The 17,438-nt window shown below is 64.3% G+C and carries 15 protein-coding genes; 7 read left to right on the forward strand and 8 right to left on the reverse strand.

What is annotated here, in order from left to right:
* The first annotated feature begins 147 nt into the window (after nucleotides 1–147).
* Entirely contained in the window at nucleotides 148–900 is a 753-nt protein-coding gene (locus EHH60_RS24535) for an outer membrane lipoprotein carrier protein LolA (protein ID WP_124162059.1), read from the forward strand.
* Between the two features lie 154 nt (nucleotides 901–1,054).
* Nucleotides 1,055–1,870, forward strand: coding sequence for an exodeoxyribonuclease III (locus EHH60_RS24540; RefSeq protein WP_124161987.1), 816 nt, complete (start codon nucleotides 1,055–1,057; stop codon nucleotides 1,868–1,870).
* Between the two features lie 123 nt (nucleotides 1,871–1,993).
* Here the strand turns inward: EHH60_RS24540 and EHH60_RS24545 are convergent, their stop codons facing one another.
* Together EHH60_RS24545 and EHH60_RS24550 are read right to left on the reverse strand one after the other, a co-directional pair.
* Nucleotides 1,994–2,437 (reverse strand): Crp/Fnr family transcriptional regulator, encoded by a 444-nt coding sequence (locus EHH60_RS24545; protein ID WP_124161988.1) that lies wholly within the window; start codon nucleotides 2,435–2,437, stop codon nucleotides 1,994–1,996.
* Nucleotides 2,438–2,497: 60 nt separating this feature from the next.
* Nucleotides 2,498–3,184, reverse strand: coding sequence for a response regulator transcription factor (locus EHH60_RS24550; protein ID WP_024338712.1), 687 nt, complete (start codon nucleotides 3,182–3,184; stop codon nucleotides 2,498–2,500).
* 202 nt (nucleotides 3,185–3,386) lie between these two features.
* On the opposite strand from EHH60_RS24550, the gene EHH60_RS24555 reads away from it, so the two are divergent.
* The gene (locus EHH60_RS24555) at nucleotides 3,387–3,956 is read left to right on the forward strand and encodes a L,D-transpeptidase family protein (protein ID WP_199751963.1); all 570 of its coding nucleotides are present in this window, start codon (nucleotides 3,387–3,389) and stop codon (nucleotides 3,954–3,956) included.
* Nucleotides 3,957–4,161: 205 nt separating this feature from the next.
* Here the strand turns inward: EHH60_RS24555 and EHH60_RS24560 are convergent, their stop codons facing one another.
* Complete coding sequence (locus EHH60_RS24560) at nucleotides 4,162–4,851, reverse strand: YggS family pyridoxal phosphate-dependent enzyme (protein WP_124161990.1); 690 nt, start codon at nucleotides 4,849–4,851, stop codon at nucleotides 4,162–4,164.
* Between the two features lie 109 nt (nucleotides 4,852–4,960).
* On the opposite strand from EHH60_RS24560, the gene EHH60_RS24565 reads away from it, so the two are divergent.
* Complete coding sequence (locus tag EHH60_RS24565) at nucleotides 4,961–6,661, forward strand: diguanylate cyclase domain-containing protein (protein ID WP_124161991.1); 1,701 nt, start codon at nucleotides 4,961–4,963, stop codon at nucleotides 6,659–6,661.
* Here EHH60_RS24565 and EHH60_RS24570 read toward each other — a convergent pair.
* Nucleotides 6,658–7,635, reverse strand: coding sequence for a GGDEF domain-containing protein (locus tag EHH60_RS24570; protein WP_124162060.1), 978 nt, complete (start codon nucleotides 7,633–7,635; stop codon nucleotides 6,658–6,660). The two genes, EHH60_RS24565 and EHH60_RS24570, sit on opposite strands and share 4 nt — an antisense overlap.
* A gap of 260 nt (nucleotides 7,636–7,895) precedes the next feature.
* Here EHH60_RS24570 and leuS point away from each other — a divergent pair, with 260 nt between their 5' ends.
* The 3 genes from leuS to holA all read left to right on the forward strand — a co-directional run bounded on the left by leuS (nucleotide 7,896) and on the right by holA (nucleotide 12,221).
* Entirely contained in the window at nucleotides 7,896–10,532 is a 2,637-nt protein-coding gene (leuS, locus tag EHH60_RS24575) for a leucine--tRNA ligase (RefSeq protein WP_124161992.1), read from the forward strand.
* Nucleotides 10,519–11,070, forward strand: a complete 552-nt coding sequence (gene lptE, locus EHH60_RS24580) for an LPS assembly lipoprotein LptE (RefSeq protein WP_124161993.1) — start codon at nucleotides 10,519–10,521, stop codon at nucleotides 11,068–11,070. The genes leuS and lptE overlap by 14 nt, the downstream gene beginning before the upstream one ends.
* Nucleotides 11,071–11,192: 122 nt before the next feature.
* Nucleotides 11,193–12,221 carry a DNA polymerase III subunit delta gene (gene holA / locus EHH60_RS24585; protein ID WP_124162061.1) on the forward strand — a complete coding sequence of 343 codons (1,029 nt, stop codon included), beginning with the start codon at nucleotides 11,193–11,195 and terminating at the stop codon, nucleotides 12,219–12,221.
* Between the two features lie 272 nt (nucleotides 12,222–12,493).
* On the opposite strand, the gene EHH60_RS24595 is transcribed toward holA, so the two are convergent.
* The 4 genes from EHH60_RS24595 to mnmG form a co-directional block, all read right to left on the reverse strand.
* Nucleotides 12,494–13,378: a ParB/RepB/Spo0J family partition protein gene (locus tag EHH60_RS24595; protein WP_199751925.1), complete on the reverse strand. Its 885-nt coding sequence runs from the start codon at nucleotides 13,376–13,378 to the stop codon at nucleotides 12,494–12,496.
* Between the two features lie 173 nt (nucleotides 13,379–13,551).
* Nucleotides 13,552–14,427: a ParA family protein gene (locus EHH60_RS24600; RefSeq protein ID WP_124161996.1), complete on the reverse strand. Its 876-nt coding sequence runs from the start codon at nucleotides 14,425–14,427 to the stop codon at nucleotides 13,552–13,554.
* A gap of 28 nt (nucleotides 14,428–14,455) precedes the next feature.
* Nucleotides 14,456–15,097, reverse strand: a complete 642-nt coding sequence (gene rsmG / locus EHH60_RS24605; protein ID WP_245454577.1) for a 16S rRNA (guanine(527)-N(7))-methyltransferase RsmG — start codon at nucleotides 15,095–15,097, stop codon at nucleotides 14,456–14,458.
* 138 nt (nucleotides 15,098–15,235) lie between these two features.
* On the reverse strand, nucleotides 15,236–17,116 hold the full coding sequence (gene mnmG / locus EHH60_RS24610; protein WP_124161998.1) for a tRNA uridine-5-carboxymethylaminomethyl(34) synthesis enzyme MnmG: 1,881 nt from the start codon (nucleotides 17,114–17,116) through the stop codon (nucleotides 15,236–15,238).
* Between the last annotated feature and the right edge of the window lie 322 nt (nucleotides 17,117–17,438).

Genomic DNA, 17,438 nt, shown 5'->3' on the forward strand with positions numbered 1-17,438 from the left:
GCCGCATCGAGGCATCATTTCACGCAAAATCGATATCTGCTTTTGCCCGAAATCACGCTAGAAAGGCGCCCAGCCATACAGGACGACGCGTTGATCAGACATCCGGACATCCGATACGCTGCCACCATCGCCGCGCGAAGCGCGCGCGTGGCCGGCGTGCTTCTCGTCACCGCCGCGATGGTGACCACGGCGTCGTTCGCGCAGACCGTGCCCGTGCCGAAGCCTGCACCGAAGGGCCGCGATGGCGCGCCTGCCGGCGGGCCCGCTGTCACCGGCGCGACGCAGACGCCGCCCAATCCGGTCATCCCGGATCCGCGGCGCAACGTGCCGAGCAGCATCTTCCAGACCTTCGATGCCAACCAGAAGGCGCAGGCGGCCAAGGTCAGCGCCTATCTGTCGTCGCTTCAGACATTGGTCGGGAATTTCGTCCAGGTCGGCCCCGACGGCAGCAAGACGCAGGGCGATTTCTACATCCAGAAGCCGGGCAAGGTGCGCTTCGAATATGACGCGCCGAGCCCGATCGACATCGTCGCCGACGGATCCTCGCTGGTGGTGCGCGACCGCAAGCTCGCGACCCAGGACGTCTATCCGCTGTCGCAGACACCGCTGCGCTTCCTGCTGTCCGACCGCATCGACCTGATGAAGGACACCAACGTCGTCAGCGTCTCGGCCGACGACGTCTATGTCAGCGTCACCATCGAGGAGAAGCAGGCGCTGGTCGGCACCAGCCGGCTGCTCCTGATGTTCGGCGCCAAGGACGGCCAGCTCAAGCAGTGGACCGTCACCGACCCGCAGGGCTACGACACCACGATCGCGGTCTACAATCTGGATTCGAGCAAGAAGCTCGACCCCGGCATGTTCAAGATCGACTTCACCAATTACGGCCCGTCGCCCGGATAGGTCGGTCTCGTGTCCCGGACGCTGTGCGGCACGAAGTGACGCTCAGCGTCCGGGGAACGAGAGAGTTTACCCGCCATTCATAGGCAAAAGACAGTGGGCACCGGCGCTTTGCGCCTTTGCCCACCCGACGAGAGCTTGCTAAGACGCATTCCCCATGCGTCTTTCCCTGACAACCTGGAACATCAATTCGGTGCGGCTGCGCATCGACCTGGTCGCAAAATTCCTGAAGAGCGCGCGGCCGGAGGTGCTGTGCCTGCAGGAGACCAAATGCATCGACGATGCCTTTCCGCTGAAGCGCTTCAAGCGGCTCGGCTACGAGCACGTCGCGCTGAACGGGCAGAAGGGCTATCACGGCGTCGCCATCGTCTCGAAGATTCCCTTCGAGTCCAAGGACATCCGTACCTTCTGCGACAAGGTGGATTCGCGCCACATATCCGTGTCCTTCGGAACCAAGGCGGGCATCGCAAAGCCGCTGGTGCTGCATAATTTCTACGTGCCCGCCGGCGGCGACATTCCCGATCCCGCGCTGAACGAGAAGTTCGACCACAAGCTTCGCTTCCTCGACGAGATGAAGGCGTGCGAGCCGCTGCATCCGCGCGGTGAGGACCGCCACATCCTGGTCGGCGATCTCAACGTCGCCCCGCACGAGAACGACGTGTGGTCGCACAGGCAGCTTCTGAAAGTTGTCTCGCACACACCTGTCGAAACCGAGAAGCTGAAGGCGGCACTCGCCGCCGGCGAATGGATCGACGTCGCGCGCGAGCGCATCCCGATGTCGGAGAAGGTCTATACGTGGTGGAGCTATCGTTCCGCCGACTGGACCGTCGGCGACCGCGGCCGCAGGCTCGATCACATCTGGGTCTCGCGTGCGCTGAAGGACGCGGTCAGCGACTTCAAGATCCTGCGCGATGCGCGGAGCTGGGAGCGGCCGTCGGACCACGTGCCGGTGACGGTGACGATCGAGGTGTGAGCCCCTGCCGTCATTCCGGGGCGCGCGCAGCGCGAGCCCGGAATCCATTCATCCGTTAACGCTGCGGTTCGATGGATTCCGGGCTCGCGAATTCGTCGCGCCCCGGAATGACGACGGAGAGGTTCACGACGTCAGCTTCGCCCCGGCCATCAGGATATCGCTGGCGATCTGGCTGGAGCGCACCGCGAATTCGTCGCGGAGGCGAACGGCGGCGGCGGGGTCGCTTTCGAGCACACGCTGGAACAGGCTGCGTGCAACGCGGATGACGGAAGAATGCTCCAGCGCGATCGCGCGCGATGGCCGCTTCATCGGCACCACCAGTGCGAGCTCGCCGATCAGCGCGCCGGGGCCGGCGATCATTTCGGCGCCGGCGCCGTCCTCGACCCTGAAGGCGCCGCGCTGGACCACGAAGCCGGCATCGGCGTCGTCGCCGAGATTGAACAGGACGTCACCGCGGACGAAGTCACGCTGCTCGGAACCGATCGCCACCATGCGCAACGAGGCGTCTCCCAACAGGCGCAGTGTCGGGACACGCTCGAGAAGCGCTACGTCGTCGTCGATTGACATTCCGGTCCGTGGCTCGAGGAACGCGCCAATTTACGACGAATCGCGCGTTTCCGGAACGTATCACGGCACCAGCTTGTAGCCACCGGCTTCGGTGACCAGGATCTCGGGGTTGGCGGCGTCCTTCTCGATCTTCTGGCGAAGCCGATAGATGTGGGTTTCCAGCGTGTGGGTGGTGACGCCGGAATTATAGCCCCAGACCTCCTGGAGCAGGGTCTCGCGCGACACCGGCATCTGGCCGGCCCGGTAGAGGAAGCGGAGAATCGCCGTTTCCTTCTCGGTCAGGCGGACCTTGCGCGCATTGGCCGCCGTCAGCATCTTCGAGCCGGGACGGAAGGAGTAGGGGCCGACCGAGAACACCGCGTCCTCGCTGGCTTCGTGCTGGCGGAGCTGGGCACGGATGCGGGCGAGCAGAACGGCGAAGCGGAAGGGTTTTGCGACATAGTCGTTGGCGCCGGATTCCAGCCCCAGGATCGTATCGGAATCGGTGTCGTGCCCGGTCAACATGATGATCGGGGCCTTGAATCCGCCCTTGCGCAACGAACGGACAACTTCGCGGCCGTCAGTATCGGGTAGGCCGACATCCATCAGGACGAGATCGGGAGAATTTGCCTTGGCGGCGCTCGCGCCCTTGGCGCCGGTATCCACGGCGGAGGCTTCGAATTCTTCGTGCAGCGATAATTGCTCCACCAGCGTGTCGCGCAGATCGGTATCGTCATCCACGATGAGGATCTTGCGGGCGTTGGGCATGGGAGGTCATCCTTTTAGGGTCCGGCTCGGCGCGCATCCATGCCGCACCCAGCCGCGAGGGGAAGTTTAGGGTCGCCGTTGTTTTTGTTGTTCGTGTTGAAGTAGTGGGCTGTTACCGATTCACAAGCCAAAAGCACTCTAGCTCAGAATAGCAGGGCGATTTGATGAATGTCCTGTAATGAATTCGACATTGCACGTTCACATGAAAAATAAAGCAACTTCAGTTGGTTACGCCAGTAATCGAAGCGCGATGCCGCTGTCTGCGATCCGTGTTAAGGCTGCGGCCGGAAACCCGCGCCGGGGCTGGCTGACGGCCGGGACGCTGACCATCCCGGTTGCATTGGGGCGGGGCGGCATTCTGGCCAACAAGCGCGAGGGCGATGGCGGCACGCCCAGGGGCAGCTTCCGTCCCAGACGGCTGTGGTGGCGGGGCGACCGGCACAGCCGCCCCCCGACGTTGTTGCCGACCCGGATGATCACCGGCGCAGACGCCTGGTGCGAGGATCCACGGGACCGCCGATACAATCAGGGCATCCGGCTCGGAGAGGGGCAGGGCGGTGACCGGCTCAAGCGGGCCGACCACCTCTATGACTTCATTATCGAGATCGACCACAACACCAGACCACGCATTGCCGGGCGCGGCAGCGCGGTGTTCCTGCACCTCGCCCGCGACAATTTCGGCCCGACCGCGGGCTGCGTCTCCATGACGAAATCTGCGATGCTGCAATTGCTGCGGCGCCTGGGCCCGCGAACAAGAATCATCATCGGGTGAGTGTGCATGCTCGACAACGACCGAATCGTTTAAGTCGCCGCCATCCTTGCAAGGAGCCCTTGCGACGAAGCAATCCAGGGTCCCCGCGGAAAGATTCTGGATTGCTTCGCGGAGCCTGTCATCGGGCCGCGCTCTGCGCGGCCCCGTTGGCTCGCAACGACGAAATCGATGGCGGTTTGCTGAGCGCGTACCCCGCGAACGGCTCTTACCTGTGCCCGAAAATCGCACTCCCCACGCGCACATGCGTGGCGCCGAGCATGATCGCCGTCGCAAAATCGGCGCTCATGCCCATCGAGAGATTCTTCAACCCATTACGCGCCGCGATCTTGGCGGTGAGAGCAAAGTGCGCAGCCGGCGGTTCGTCGACCGGCGGGATGCACATCAGTCCGGAGATCGCGAGCCCATAGGTGTCGCGACAGTTCGCGAGGAAGGCATCGGCCTCGTCGGGCGCGATGCCGGCCTTCTGCGGCTCCTCGCCGGTGTTGATCTGGACGAAGAGTTGCGGGTGCTTGTTCTGGGATTCGATTTCCTTGGCTAACGCTTGGCAAATGCTCGGGCGGTCGACCGAATGGATGGCGTCGAACAGCGCGACCGCGTCTTTCGCCTTGTTGGATTGCAGCGGCCCGATCAGATGCAGCGCGATATCGGGGTAAACAGACGTTAATGCCGGCCACTTGGTTTTGGCCTCCTGCACCCGATTCTCGCCGAATACGCGCTGTCCGGCGGCGATGACCGGGATAATTGCATCGGCGGCGAAAGTCTTGGACACCGCGATCAGCGTCACCGAGGCGCGGTCGCGCCGCGCGTCCTTGCAGGCGCGGGCGATTTCAGCTTCGACCGCGGCGAGCGCGTTTGGTGAATGGCCGGTTACCGGCGCGGCATTGGCTTCTGTCATGACGTCTCTTGGCTGCGATCGTAGCCCGGGTTAAATCCAATTTTACCGAGTTCAAGAAACAGTTTTTGAACCCTTCGCTTTACCTTGCTCCACGGGGTGGGTAGCGAAGATGGCAAGCGTCAGTCTCAACCGCAAACGAGCGAAACTCAAGCAGGTTCTGGGAATCCGGGCGCGGCTTGCGTTGCTTGCGGTCATTCTTGTGACGCCGTTGATGCTTGAGCGGATCCGCTCGCTCGAAGACACGCGTGTGCGGCAGATCGCGCAGGCTGCGGCCGAGTTCACCACGGTGGCAAGGCACAGTGCCGATGCGCAGCGCGAGGTGATCTCGTCGGTCGAGACCATCCTGAAATCGGAGGCCTTCATCCGCGCCTCCGCCGGCGGAATCAGCAAGAGCTGCGACGTGCTGCGCGCAAGCCTGCCGTCGAGCCTTCCCTGGATCCGCACGCTGCTGATCGCCGGCCAGGACGGACGCATCCAATGCGCCACCAACAACATGTATGTCGGCCTCGATCTCAGTGACCGGCCCTACTTCCAGCAGGCGCAGGAAACCGGCCGCTTCGTTCTCAGCGATTTCATCCTGTCGCGGCCGGTACCGTCGCCGACGGTGATGGCGGTTTATCCGGTCTCCGCCTTCAGCGGCGTACCCGATGCCGTCGTGCTCGCCACCGTCAATCTCGACTGGATGTCGAAGGTCATGAGCAATCTGGGCGGCCGCGCCGGCATCACCGCGGTGCTGGTCGACAGCGCGGGCACCGTGCTGGCGGCCCCGGCCGATCAGCACAGTGCAGTCGGCCGGCCCCTCGACAACATGCCACTGATGTCCGCGATCGCCGACAAGGCGCTGCGTTCCGACCAGGATGAGGGTTCACTGTCTTTCCTCGCCGCCGACGGCTCCCGCCGCGCGGTCAGCTACATCCGCATCGCCGGCACCAATGCTCGCCTGATCGCCAGCATCGACGAAGACAAGGTGTCCGCGGCGGTCAACCGCGATATCCGCACCGCGTATCTCCAGCTCGCTTTCGTCGTCGTGTTCGTCCTGTTCGGCGCGCTGATTGCCGCCGAAAAACTCGTCATCAAGCCGATCGAGATGCTCGTCGACATGGCCAAGCGTCTCGGCGAGGGCGACCTGTCGGCCCGCGCGGCGCGCAATCGGCTGCCGGCCGAGTTCGTTCCGCTGGCCCGCGCCTTCAATGCGATGGCTGCGCAGCTGAGCCAGCGCGAACGCGAGCTGATTGCGAGCAACGACCGGCTGACGGTGATGGCCTCGATCGACATGCTGTCGGGGCTCGCCAACCGCCGCGGCTTCCAGAGCCGGCTCGACTTCGAATGGATGCGCGCGCAGCAATATGGCAGCGACCTCGCGCTTCTGATGATCGACGTCGACCATTTCAAGCTGTTCAACGACACCTATGGCCATCTCGAAGGCGACACCTGCCTGACCCGGCTCGGCGAGTCGCTGTCCGGCATCGCCGCCGACACGATGGGCTTTGCGGCACGCTATGGCGGCGAGGAATTCTGTCTCCTGCTGCCGAATACCGACGTGATGCGCGCCGCCGAAATCGGCGAACAGGTGCGCGCGGCCGTGCTGAAACTCTGCCTGCCGCACATCACCTCGAACCACATGATCGTCACGGTCTCGATCGGAGTCGCCGCGACAAAGCCGAACGAGTCCTTGCGTCCCGGCGACCTGATCGAAGCCGCCGACGCCGCGCTCTACGCCGCCAAGCACCGCGGCCGCAACAATGTCGTCGAGCATGGCGTGCAGGCGATCGAGACCGGCGCGGATATGATGATGGTAGCAAGCGCCTAGCCCGCGGCCCCGGACCGCTCGAGCTCGAACTCCGTGACCACGCGATTGCGGCCGCCGCTCTTGGCGAGATAGAGCGCGCGGTCGCAGCGCTCGATCAGATCGGTGATCGCCTCGCCGACCCGGTATTGCGCCACACCGATCGACACGCTGATGCCGGGCAGGGTCTCGCCGGTCGAGCGGCGCGTGATCGTGCAATCGGCAATCGCGCGCCTGATACGCTCGGCGATCTCAGCGCAAGCGGCCAGATCCGCGTCCGGCAGCACCGCGATCAGCTCCTCGCCGCCATAGCGGGCCGGCAAATCCTGCTCGCGAACCTTTTCGCGCAGCACCTTCGCCATCAGGCGCAGCACCTGGTCGCCGACGCCATGGCCAAAATTGTCGTTGAAGGCCTTGAAGTGGTCGATATCGAGCAAGAGCACGCTGAGCGGCTCGCCCCATTCCGCAGTCGCCTGCGCCTTGCGCAGGAATTCGTCGAGGGCCCGCCGGTTCGCCAGCCCGGTCAGCGTATCGGTCCGGGCGCGCTGCTCGGACCTCGACAGCGAATCGCGGATCACGTCGAGCTCGCGGGTCTTTTCCGCAAAGCCTGCCTCCAGCCGCGTCGCCCTTGTGGCGGCCCGCGCAAGCTCGTTCATGAGCTGGGCGACCAGCAATTTTGGATCGACGCCGGCCCTGCCCTGGTCGGCCACCTGGCTGATGACCTGCATCTGCGAATGATTGTCGGCGATCGCAGTCGCCAGAAACTCCTTCGCGGCCCCCATGACCGCCTGGAGCCGCTCGGAGGTGTCGACCACGACGGTACTCACCTGGGGCGCGACGTAGGTCTCGAACAGATCCTGATTGGTTCGCGCATCGAAGGGACGATTGTGGTCGATGAGCAGATCGATCGCGTTGCGCAGATCGTCATGGCTGCCTGCGAAATACTGGAACCAGACCGCAAAATTGGCCGGCATCGGCGCAATCCGCTGTTCGGCCATGCTCCGCATCGCCCGTCCGGCGATGGACGCGGCATAGTCGTAATCGGGATCGTCGAAGCTGGAATCCATCGCGGGCCATGGGGTCTTGTCGGGCCGCAAATTGGCATCGACCCCTTAATCACACCCCAACGCGGGCCCTCGTAGTTATGCGGAGGCGCAGTCAAAGTTCCAGAACGCGGCAACCCATTGACCCCCTGAGGTCTTCTATGGCCTAGTCCGCCGTCTTGAGACGGCCGAACCCACGAAAACCCAACGATTCCATGACCTCCGAACGCTACAACGCCCGCGACGCCGAACCGCGCTGGCAACGCCACTGGGACGAGCAGGCGATCTTCGTCTCCAGGAACGACGATCCGCGGCCGAAATATTACGTGCTCGAGATGTTCCCCTACCCTTCCGGGCGCATCCATATCGGGCATGTCCGGAATTACACACTGGGCGACGTGCTGGCCCGCTTCATGCGCGCCAAGGGCTTCAACGTGCTGCATCCGATGGGCTGGGATGCCTTCGGCCTGCCGGCCGAGAACGCCGCGATCGAGCGCAAGGTCGCCCCGAAGGCCTGGACCTACGACAACATCGCCGCGATGAAGAAGCAGCTTCGCTCGATCGGGCTGTCGCTGGACTGGAGCCGCGAGATCGCAACCTGCGATCCCTCCTATTACAAGCACCAGCAGAAGATGTTTCTGGACTTCCTGCGGGAAGGTCTCGCCGAGCGCGAGAAGCGCAAGGTGAACTGGGACCCCGTCGACATGACCGTGCTCGCCAACGAGCAGGTCATCGACGGCCGCGGCTGGCGCTCGGGCGCTGTGGTCGAACAGCGAGAAATGAACCAGTGGGTCTTCAAGATCACGAAGTACTCGCAGGAGCTCTTGAGCGCGCTGGACGGGCTGGACCGCTGGCCCGACAAGGTGCGGCTGATGCAGCGCAACTGGATCGGCCGCTCGGAGGGCCTCTTGATCCGCTTCGCGCTCGATCCGGCGACGACGCCGGCCGGCGAGAGCGAGCTGAAGATCTTCACGACGCGCCCGGACACGCTGTTCGGCGCGAAATTCATGGCGATCTCGGCGGATCATCCGCTGGCGCAGGCGGCAGCTGCGAAGAACCCCAGGCTTGCGGAGTTCATCGCGGAGATCAAGAAGATCGGCACTGCGCAGGAGATCATCGACACCGCGGAGAAGCAGGGCTTCGACACCGGCATCCGCGCGGTGCACCCGTTCGATCCGTCCTGGAAGCTGCCGGTCTATGTCGCGAACTTCGTGCTGATGGAATATGGCACCGGCGCCATCTTCGGCTGCCCGGCGCACGATCAGCGCGACCTCGACTTCGTCAACAAGTACAATCTCGGCAACACGCCCGTCGTGTGCCCGGAAGGCCAGGATCCCAAGACCTTCGTGATCACCGACACCGCCTATGACGGTGACGGCCGCATGATCAATTCGCGCTTCCTCGATGGCATGACCATCGAGCAGGCCAAGGAAGACGTGGCGAAGCGTCTCGAGACGGAGCTGCGCGGCAACGCACCGGTTGGCGAGCGTCAGGTGAATTTCCGCCTGCGCGACTGGGGCATTTCGCGCCAGCGCTATTGGGGCTGCCCGATCCCCGTCATCCATTGCCCGAAATGCGATGTGGTGCCGGTACCGGATGCCGACCTGCCGGTGAAGCTGCCGGACGACGCCACATTCGACAAGCCCGGCAACGCGCTCGATCATCATCCGACCTGGAAGCACGTCACCTGCCCCAAATGCGGGGGCAAGGCTAGCCGCGAAACCGACACCATGGATACGTTCGTGGATTCGTCCTGGTACTTTGCGCGCTTCACCGATCCCTGGAACGAGAACGCGCCGACGACGCCTGCGGTCGCCAACCGGATGCTGCCGGTCGACCAGTATATCGGTGGCGTCGAGCACGCGATCCTGCATCTGCTCTACAGCCGCTTCTTCACCCGCGCGATGAAGGCGACCGGGCACGTTGCGCTGGACGAGCCGTTCGCCGGCATGTTCACGCAGGGCATGGTGGTGCACGAGACCTATCAGAAGGCCGACGGCACCTATGTGCAGCCGGCCGAGGTGAAGATCGAGGTCGGCGGCAACGGGCGCCGCGCAACGTTGCTCGCCACCGGCGAGGACATCCAGATCGGCCCGATCGAGAAGATGTCGAAGTCGAAGAAAAACACGGTCGACCCCGACGACATCATCGAGACCTACGGCGCCGATGTCGCCCGCTGGTTCATGCTGTCGGACTCCCCGCCCGACCGCGACGTGATCTGGAGCGACGAGCGCGTCCAGGGCGCCTCGCGCTTCGTGCAGCGGCTGTGGCGGCTGGTGAACGATTCCGTCGAACTCGGCAACGCCGCACCGGCGGCCCGGCCGGCCAGCTTCGGCCCGGACGCGACGACCTTGCGCAAGGCCGCCCACGGCGCGCTAGACAAGGTCACCACCGGTATCGAGCGGCTGCACTTCAATGTCTGCCTCGCCCATATCCGCGAATTCACCAATACGTTCTCGGAGGTGCTCCAGCGCCCGGGCCAACCCGCAGCCGACCTGGCGCCAGATCTGGCCTGGGCGATCCGGGAGGCCAGCGAGATCCTCGTGCAGCTGTTCTCGCCGATGATGCCGCATCTGGCCGAGGAGTGCTGGCGGGTTCTGGGCCAGAAGGGGCTGGTTTCGGAAGCCAATTGGCCCCAAATCGAACGCGATTTGCTGGTCGAAGACAGCGTGACCCTGGTGGTCCAGGTCAACGGCAAGAAGCGGGGTGAGGTCACAGTTGCAACAGCGGCCCAGAATCCGGAAATCGAGACTGCCGTTTTGGCCCTCGATGCGGTAAAGCTGGCCCTGGACGGCAAGCCCGTCCGCAAGGTGATCATCGTTCCCAAGAGGATCGTGAATGTTGTCGGCTAGGATCCGTATCGCAGCCCGCTTGCTGGCAGTTGCTGCATTGGCGGCGCTGACGGCCGGCTGCTTCCAGCCGATGTATGCCGAGCGCACTGACGGCACCCCCGGCCTGCGCGAAAAGCTGATGGGCGTCGAGCTGCCCCCGATCGACAAACCCAATGCGTCCCGCGAGGCCCGCGTCGGCGTCGAAATCCGCAACGCGCTGGCTTTCAAGCTGTACGGCACCGCGACGGGCATGCCGCCGACCCACCGGCTGGATATCCGCTTCACGACCAGCCGCTCCTCGCTGATCGTCAGCCCCACGACGGGACTGCCGACGAACGAAAATCTCGGCATCGACGCCCAGTACAATCTGATCGATGTCGCGACCGGCAAGTCGGTCATGACCGGCTCGACCTTCTCGCGCGTGTCCTATGACATGCCGGGGTCCTACCAGCGCTTCTCGCGCACCCGCGCCGTGCGCGATGCCGAGGATCGCGCCGCCAACGAGATCGCCGAGAACATCTCCACCCGGCTCGCCTCGTTCTTCACCGCGGGGACGTAGTTCGCTCCCGTCATTCCGGGGCGCCCAAAGAGCGAACTGCGGTGCGCAATTGCGCACCTGAGAATCTCGATCCCAAACCTCCGGGTTCGCGCTGCGCGCGCCCCGGAATGACAATCTGGACCATGGTCGCGCTGCGCGGAAAAGAGATCGACGCTTTCCTCGCCCGCCCTGATGCGGGCCGTCCGATCATCCTGCTCTACGGTCCCGATGCCGGCCTTGTGCGCGAGCGCGCCGATGCACTGATCGCGTCCGCCGTCGACGATCCCAACGATCCGTTCTCGCTGGTCAAGCTCGACGGCGACGAGCTCTCCGCCGAGCCTTCGCGCCTCGTCGACGAGGCCATGACGGTGCCGCTGTTCGGCGGCCGCCGCGCCATCCGCGTTCGCGCCGGCTCGCGCAGCTTTGCCAGCGGCATCGACACGCTCGCCGAGATGAGCGTGAAGGATTGCCGCATCGTGATCGAGGCCGGCGAGCTACGCCCGGAATCGCCGCTGCGCAAGGCTTGCGAGAAGGCCAAGACGGCCGTGGCGATCGGCTGCTATCCCGACACCGAGCGCGATCTAGCCAGGCTGATGGAGGACGAGCTCCGCATCGCGAATTTGCGGATCGCGCAGGATGCCCGCGCCGCGCTGATGTCATTTCTCGGCGGTGACCGCCAGGCCTCGCGCAACGAGCTGCGCAAACTGACGCTCTACGCCCACGGCAAGGGCGAGATCACGCTCGATGACGTCATGGCCGTGGTCGCCGATGCATCGGAGCTGAAGCTCGACCCGATCGTCGACGGCGCCTTTGCCGGACGGCCCGACATTGTCGAGACCGAGTTCGCAAAGGCCATGATCGCCGGCACTTATCCCGGCGTGATCCTCTCCGCCGCGCAGCGGCAGGCCGCATGGCTGCACAAATCCGCGCTCGCCATCGCCGACGGTACGCCGGCCTCCGCCGTGCTCGACGGCGGCTTTCCACGCCTGCATTTTTCGCGAAAGCCCGCGGTCGAAACCGCGCTGCGCAATTTCAGCCCGGCACGGCTTGCCGCCATCATCGAGCAGCTCGCAACCGCCGCGCTCGACACCCGCAAGCAATCGACGCTCGCCGCCGCCATCGCCCAGCGCACGCTGATGGCGATCGCAGCCAATGCAAAGCGGCGGGGATAGGCTCCGCTCCAACGTCACGCAGCCGCAACTCTCTCCACGTCATTGCGAGGAGCGTGAGCGACGAAGCAATCCAGAGTCTCTCCGCGGAAAGATTCTGGATTGCTTCGCTGCGCTCGCAACGACGTGGAGGATGTCAGTGAGCGCCAAATACCTGGGTCATCCGGGGCGCTCGAAGAGCCGAACTACGGCGCGTAATCGCGCCTGAAAATCTCGCGCCACAATCTCTGAATTCCGGGTTCGCGCTACGCGCGCCCCGGAATGACAGGGGCTGTCTACAGCGCGCCCTTCGCCAGCCGCTTCATCACCTCGTCGAGCTGATCGAGGTTGCGGTAGTTGATCTGCACGGAGCCACCGGGATCGCGATGATTGACGGTCACCTTGAGACCCAGCGCGTCGCTGACGCGCTTTTCGAGGTCGATCGTATCTGGATCCTTTTCCTTCGCGCCGGCGCGCGCCTTCTGCGGCTTGCGCTCCGGCACGCCTTCCTCGTGCGCCAGAGCCTCGGCCTGGCGGACGTTGAGCCCCTCCTCGACGATGCGTTTGGCGGCGGCGAGCGGATCCGGCACGCCGATCAGCGCGCGGGCGTGGCCCGCCGTCAATTCGCCGGTCGCGATGTAGGCCTGGACCTCGGCCGGCAGTTTCGTCAGCCGCATCATGTTGGCGACGTGGCTGCGGCTCTTGCCGACGACCTTTGCGATGTCGTCCTGGCTGCGTTTGAACTCGTTGGCGAGCGCGTGATAGCCCTGCGCCTCCTCCATCGGGTTGAGGTCTTCGCGCTGCACGTTCTCGACAATCGCGAACTCCAGCGCATCGCTGTCGCTGATGTCGACCGGAACGATCGGCACGTCATGCAGGCCGGCGAGCTGCGAGGCGCGCCAGCGCCGCTCGCCGGCGATGATCTCGTAGCGATCCTGCGCGCCTTTCACCGGACGCACCACGATCGGCTGGATCACGCCGTGCTGCTTGATGGAGTCGGAGAGCTCCTTGAGCTCGGTCTCCAAAAAGGTGCGGCGCGGGTTGCGCGGATTGGGTTTGATGAATTCGATCGGCACCTTGCGCTGCGCGCGCGGACGATCGACATGCTGAGCCTCGCCGCCGACGTCACCGATCAGACTCGCAAGACCTCGGCCCAGTCGCGAACGCGCTTCGTCGGCCATCGCCAGCTCCCTTGGATTCAACTCGAACGCTCCTGCACTTTTGGTCCCCGTCATTCCGGGGCGCGCGAAGCGCGAACCCAGAATCTCGACATTGTTCATTTCAGATCTCGGGATTCCGGATCAATTCGGCTGCTGCGAATTGTCCGGAATGACTCACCCGGATTCAATCGGATTCAATGCGTCGTGCGCAGCTCGCGCTCGCGCTGGATCACTTCGGTGGCGAGGCGCAAGTAAGCTTCGCTGCCGACGCATTTGAGATCGTAGACCAGCACCGGCTTGCCGTAGGACGGCGCTTCCGAGATGCGCACGTTGCGCGGGATCATGGTCTTGTAGACCTTCTCGCCCATGAACTGGCGGACGTCGGCGACGACCTGGTTCGAGAGGTTGTTGCGGGAATCGAACATGGTCAGCACGATGCCGTGGATCGACAGGTTGGGATTGAGCGTCGAGCGCACCTGCTCCACCGTCTGCAGCAATTGCGACAGACCTTCGAGCGCGAAGAACTCGCATTGCAGCGGCACCAGGATCGCGTCGGAGGCCGCCATCGCGTTCACCGTGAGCAGGTTGAGCGAAGGTGGGCAGTCGATCAGCACATAGGTGTAGTCGGCATCCGGGGAGACGTTGTTGTTGAGCGCGCCGATGGCGTCGCGCAGCTTGAAGGCGCGGCCGGGCGTGGTGCCGAGCTCAAGCTCGAGGCCGGAGAGATCCATGGTCGAGGGTGCGATGTGCAGCCGCGGCACCGCGGTCGAGACCACCGCCTCGCGCAAGGCGGCTTCGCCGACCAGCACGTCGTAGATCGAGCAGGAGCGGTTGCGGCGATCGATGCCAAGGCCAGTCGAGGCGTTGCCCTGGGGATCGAGATCGACGATCAGAACGCGCTCGCCGATCGCCGCGAGTGCTGTTCCGAGATTGATCGCTGTGGTTGTCTTCCCCACACCGCCCTTCTGATTCGCCAGCGCCAGGATGCGCGGGTGACCATGCGGGACCTCACTGGTCCCTTGGGACCCTTGGGCCGCCTGTTCTTGCTGCGGTTCGTCAATCACGCTCATCGCAATTCCCCACTCACCCCTGAACGCCTCACCCGCGTCGTTCGACGGACGTCAGCTCCACGATCCAGCCGTCACCCGTGCGGCTTTGGTGGAGCTGAGGTTGAATATTCCAATATTTAGCGGCTTCGGTCAATTCAGCCTCTACATCTTGACCCTTCAGAAACAGCGCCTTTGCGCCCTGGCGCATCAGCGGCTCCGCAAAGCCGATGAGTTGATGTAGCGGAGCCAATGCGCGCGCGGTGACGCAATCGACGGGGCCGGTGATTCTATCCACATTATCCCCGATCTCAGCGAGATGTACGACCCCCGGAGATGCGGTGACGCGAATAGCTTCGCGCAGGAAAGCCGCCTTCTTGGCGATTCGCTCGACGAGATGGACGCTCGCGCCGGACGTCCCCGCCATGGTGCAGGCCAGGACGACACCGGGGAAGCCGCCGCCGCTGCCGAGGTCGGCCCAGCGTTTTGCGGTCGGCGCGAGATCGACCAGCTGGAGCGAATCGGCGATGTGCCGCGTCCAGAGATGCGGCAAGGTCGACGGCGCGACCAGATTGGTCTTCGCCTGCCACGCGCGCAGCAGCGCGATGTAGCGATCGAGCTGAGCTTCGGTTTCACGTGAAACGGGAGCGAGCCTGAGCGCCGCGATCTTGTCAGCTGCGATAATGGCGTCCAGCGCCTGGTCGTTGGCGCTCGACTTGTCGATTCTCGGCTTGGCCGGCGGTTCGGTTCGACGCCTAGCGCCCTCACCCTCCGCGCTCTTCCCCGATGACGATCTGCGGCGGCCCGGCCCGGTTTGTTTCACGTGAAACGCCTATGCGATCGCCTTCGAGGTCTTCCGCGCCTCGCGGCGGAGATAGGCCGCAAGGATGCCAAGTGCTGCCGGCGTCATACCATCGATGCGGCCGGCCTGACCGACCGTGAACGGCCGGGCCTTCTCAAGCTTTGCGCGGACTTCATTGGAGAGACCGGGGACCAGCTGGTAGTTGACCTCCGACAGCACCATCCCCTCGTCGCGCCGGAAGGCTTCGACGTCGGCGGTTTGGCGCTCCAGATAGACGTCGTACTTCGCGTCGATCTCGAGATGGGTGGCGATGACAGGATCGATCGCCGCCAGTTCGGGCCAGATCGCACGAACCTGGCTCCAGGCAATCTCTGGATACGCCATTAGTTCGAAGGCCGACCGGCGCTGGCCATCGCGGTTCAGGGACAGTCCGTGCTTGCTCGCCTCGTTCGGAGTGACGGTCAGAGACTTCGACAGTGTCCGGGCCGCGTTGAGAGCCTCCATCTTGGCGCGGTGATGCCTGATACGGGCACTGCCGACACATCCCAGGGCGATACCCTTTTCGGTCAGGCGCTGGTCCGCATTGTCGGCCCGCAGCGTCAAACGATACTCGGCCCTGGAGGTGAACATCCGATAGGGCTCGCTAATTCCACGAGTGACGAGGTCGTCGATCATGACGCCAAGATAGCCGTGCGCCCGATCGAACACCGTCAGCGCGGCCCCACTGGCGGCCAGTGCCGCATTCAGCCCGGCCACGATGCCCTGCCCTGCGGCTTCTTCGTAGCCGGTGGTGCCGTTGATCTGGCCGGCCAGGAACAGCCCGCGCAGGCGCTTGGTCTGGAGGGTCGGATCGAGCTCACGGGGATCGACGTGGTCGTATTCGATCGCGTAGCCCGGCCGCACCATCTTCACCCGCTCCAGGCCTGGGATGCTGGCGAGGATCGCAAGCTGGACCTCCTCCGGCAGCGAGGTCGAGATGCCATTGGGATAGACCGTCGTATCGTCGAGCCCTTCCGGCTCCAGAAAGATCTGATGACCGTCGCGGTCACCGAAGCGGACGATCTTGTCCTCGATCGAAGGGCAATAACGCGGCCCGGAGCTCTTGATCTGGCCGGAGTACATCGGAGAGCGATGGACATTGGCGCGGATCACCTCATGGGTGGCGGCCGTGGTCCTGGTGATCCCGCACTGGATCTGCGGGGTCGTGATCCGCTCGGTCAGGACCGACAACGGCTCCGGCGGCTCGTCTCCGGGCTGCATTTCGACGGCGGACCAGTCGATCGTGGTGCCATCCAGACGGGGCGGCGTGCCGGTCTTGAGGCGCCCGAGGGTGAAGCCGGCACGCTCGAAGGAGCTTGAAAGGCCCATCGCAGGAGCCTCGCCGACACGGCCGGCGGGCCAACTCTTCTCACCGAGATGGATCAGACCGCGGAGGAATGTACCGGTGGTAACCACAACCGCACCTGCGCGCAGCTCCCGACCATCAGCCAGGCGAAGACCTGTGACCCGCCCTTCGGCCACGATCAGCTCGTCAGCCTCGCCTTCGATGACCGAAAGGCCCCCGGTCTCCCGGATCGCGGTCTGCATGGCAGCCGCATAAAGCTTCCGGTCAGCCTGGGCTCGCGGGCCACGAACAGCGGGGCCCTTCCGCCGATTGAGAACACGAAACTGGATGCCACCGGCGTCGCCCACGCGACCCATCAGGCCATCCAGGGCGTCGATCTCTCGGACGAGATGACCCTTGCCGAGACCACCAATGGCCGGATTGCAGGACATCGCGCCGACCGTCGCGAAACGGTGCGTGACCAGAACGGTCGAGGCACCCATCCGCGCAGCAGCGGCCGCGGCCTCACAGCCGGCGTGACCGCCGCCAATCACAATGACGTCGAAACTCTCTCGCTCTGTTCGCATAGTCGGACTTCTATCCCAGAGCGAAAAAAGCCGGAAGTGGAAACTCGGGGCGGCAGTGTTTCACGTGAAACAACAAGGCGGAGGCTGATCCACTTTTGCGAAAACAACCCCATGCACAGTAGAAAGGGCGTTGTAGGCGTTTCTGTTTCACGTGAACCGTATGGGGTCCGGGACGAGCAATGGCGGGGCTCATGCAGCAACGATCGGACCCCCCAACGGAGAGCACGATCGACCTCCAGCCCCAGCTTCCACACCTTACGAAGCGGCATCAATTCCGCGGTGAACCACCGAAACTATATCGGTGTTTCACGTGAAACAAGCG

This window comes from Bradyrhizobium sp. RP6, from assembly GCF_003837805.1.
In the GTDB taxonomy this organism is placed as follows: domain Bacteria; phylum Pseudomonadota; class Alphaproteobacteria; order Rhizobiales; family Xanthobacteraceae; genus Bradyrhizobium.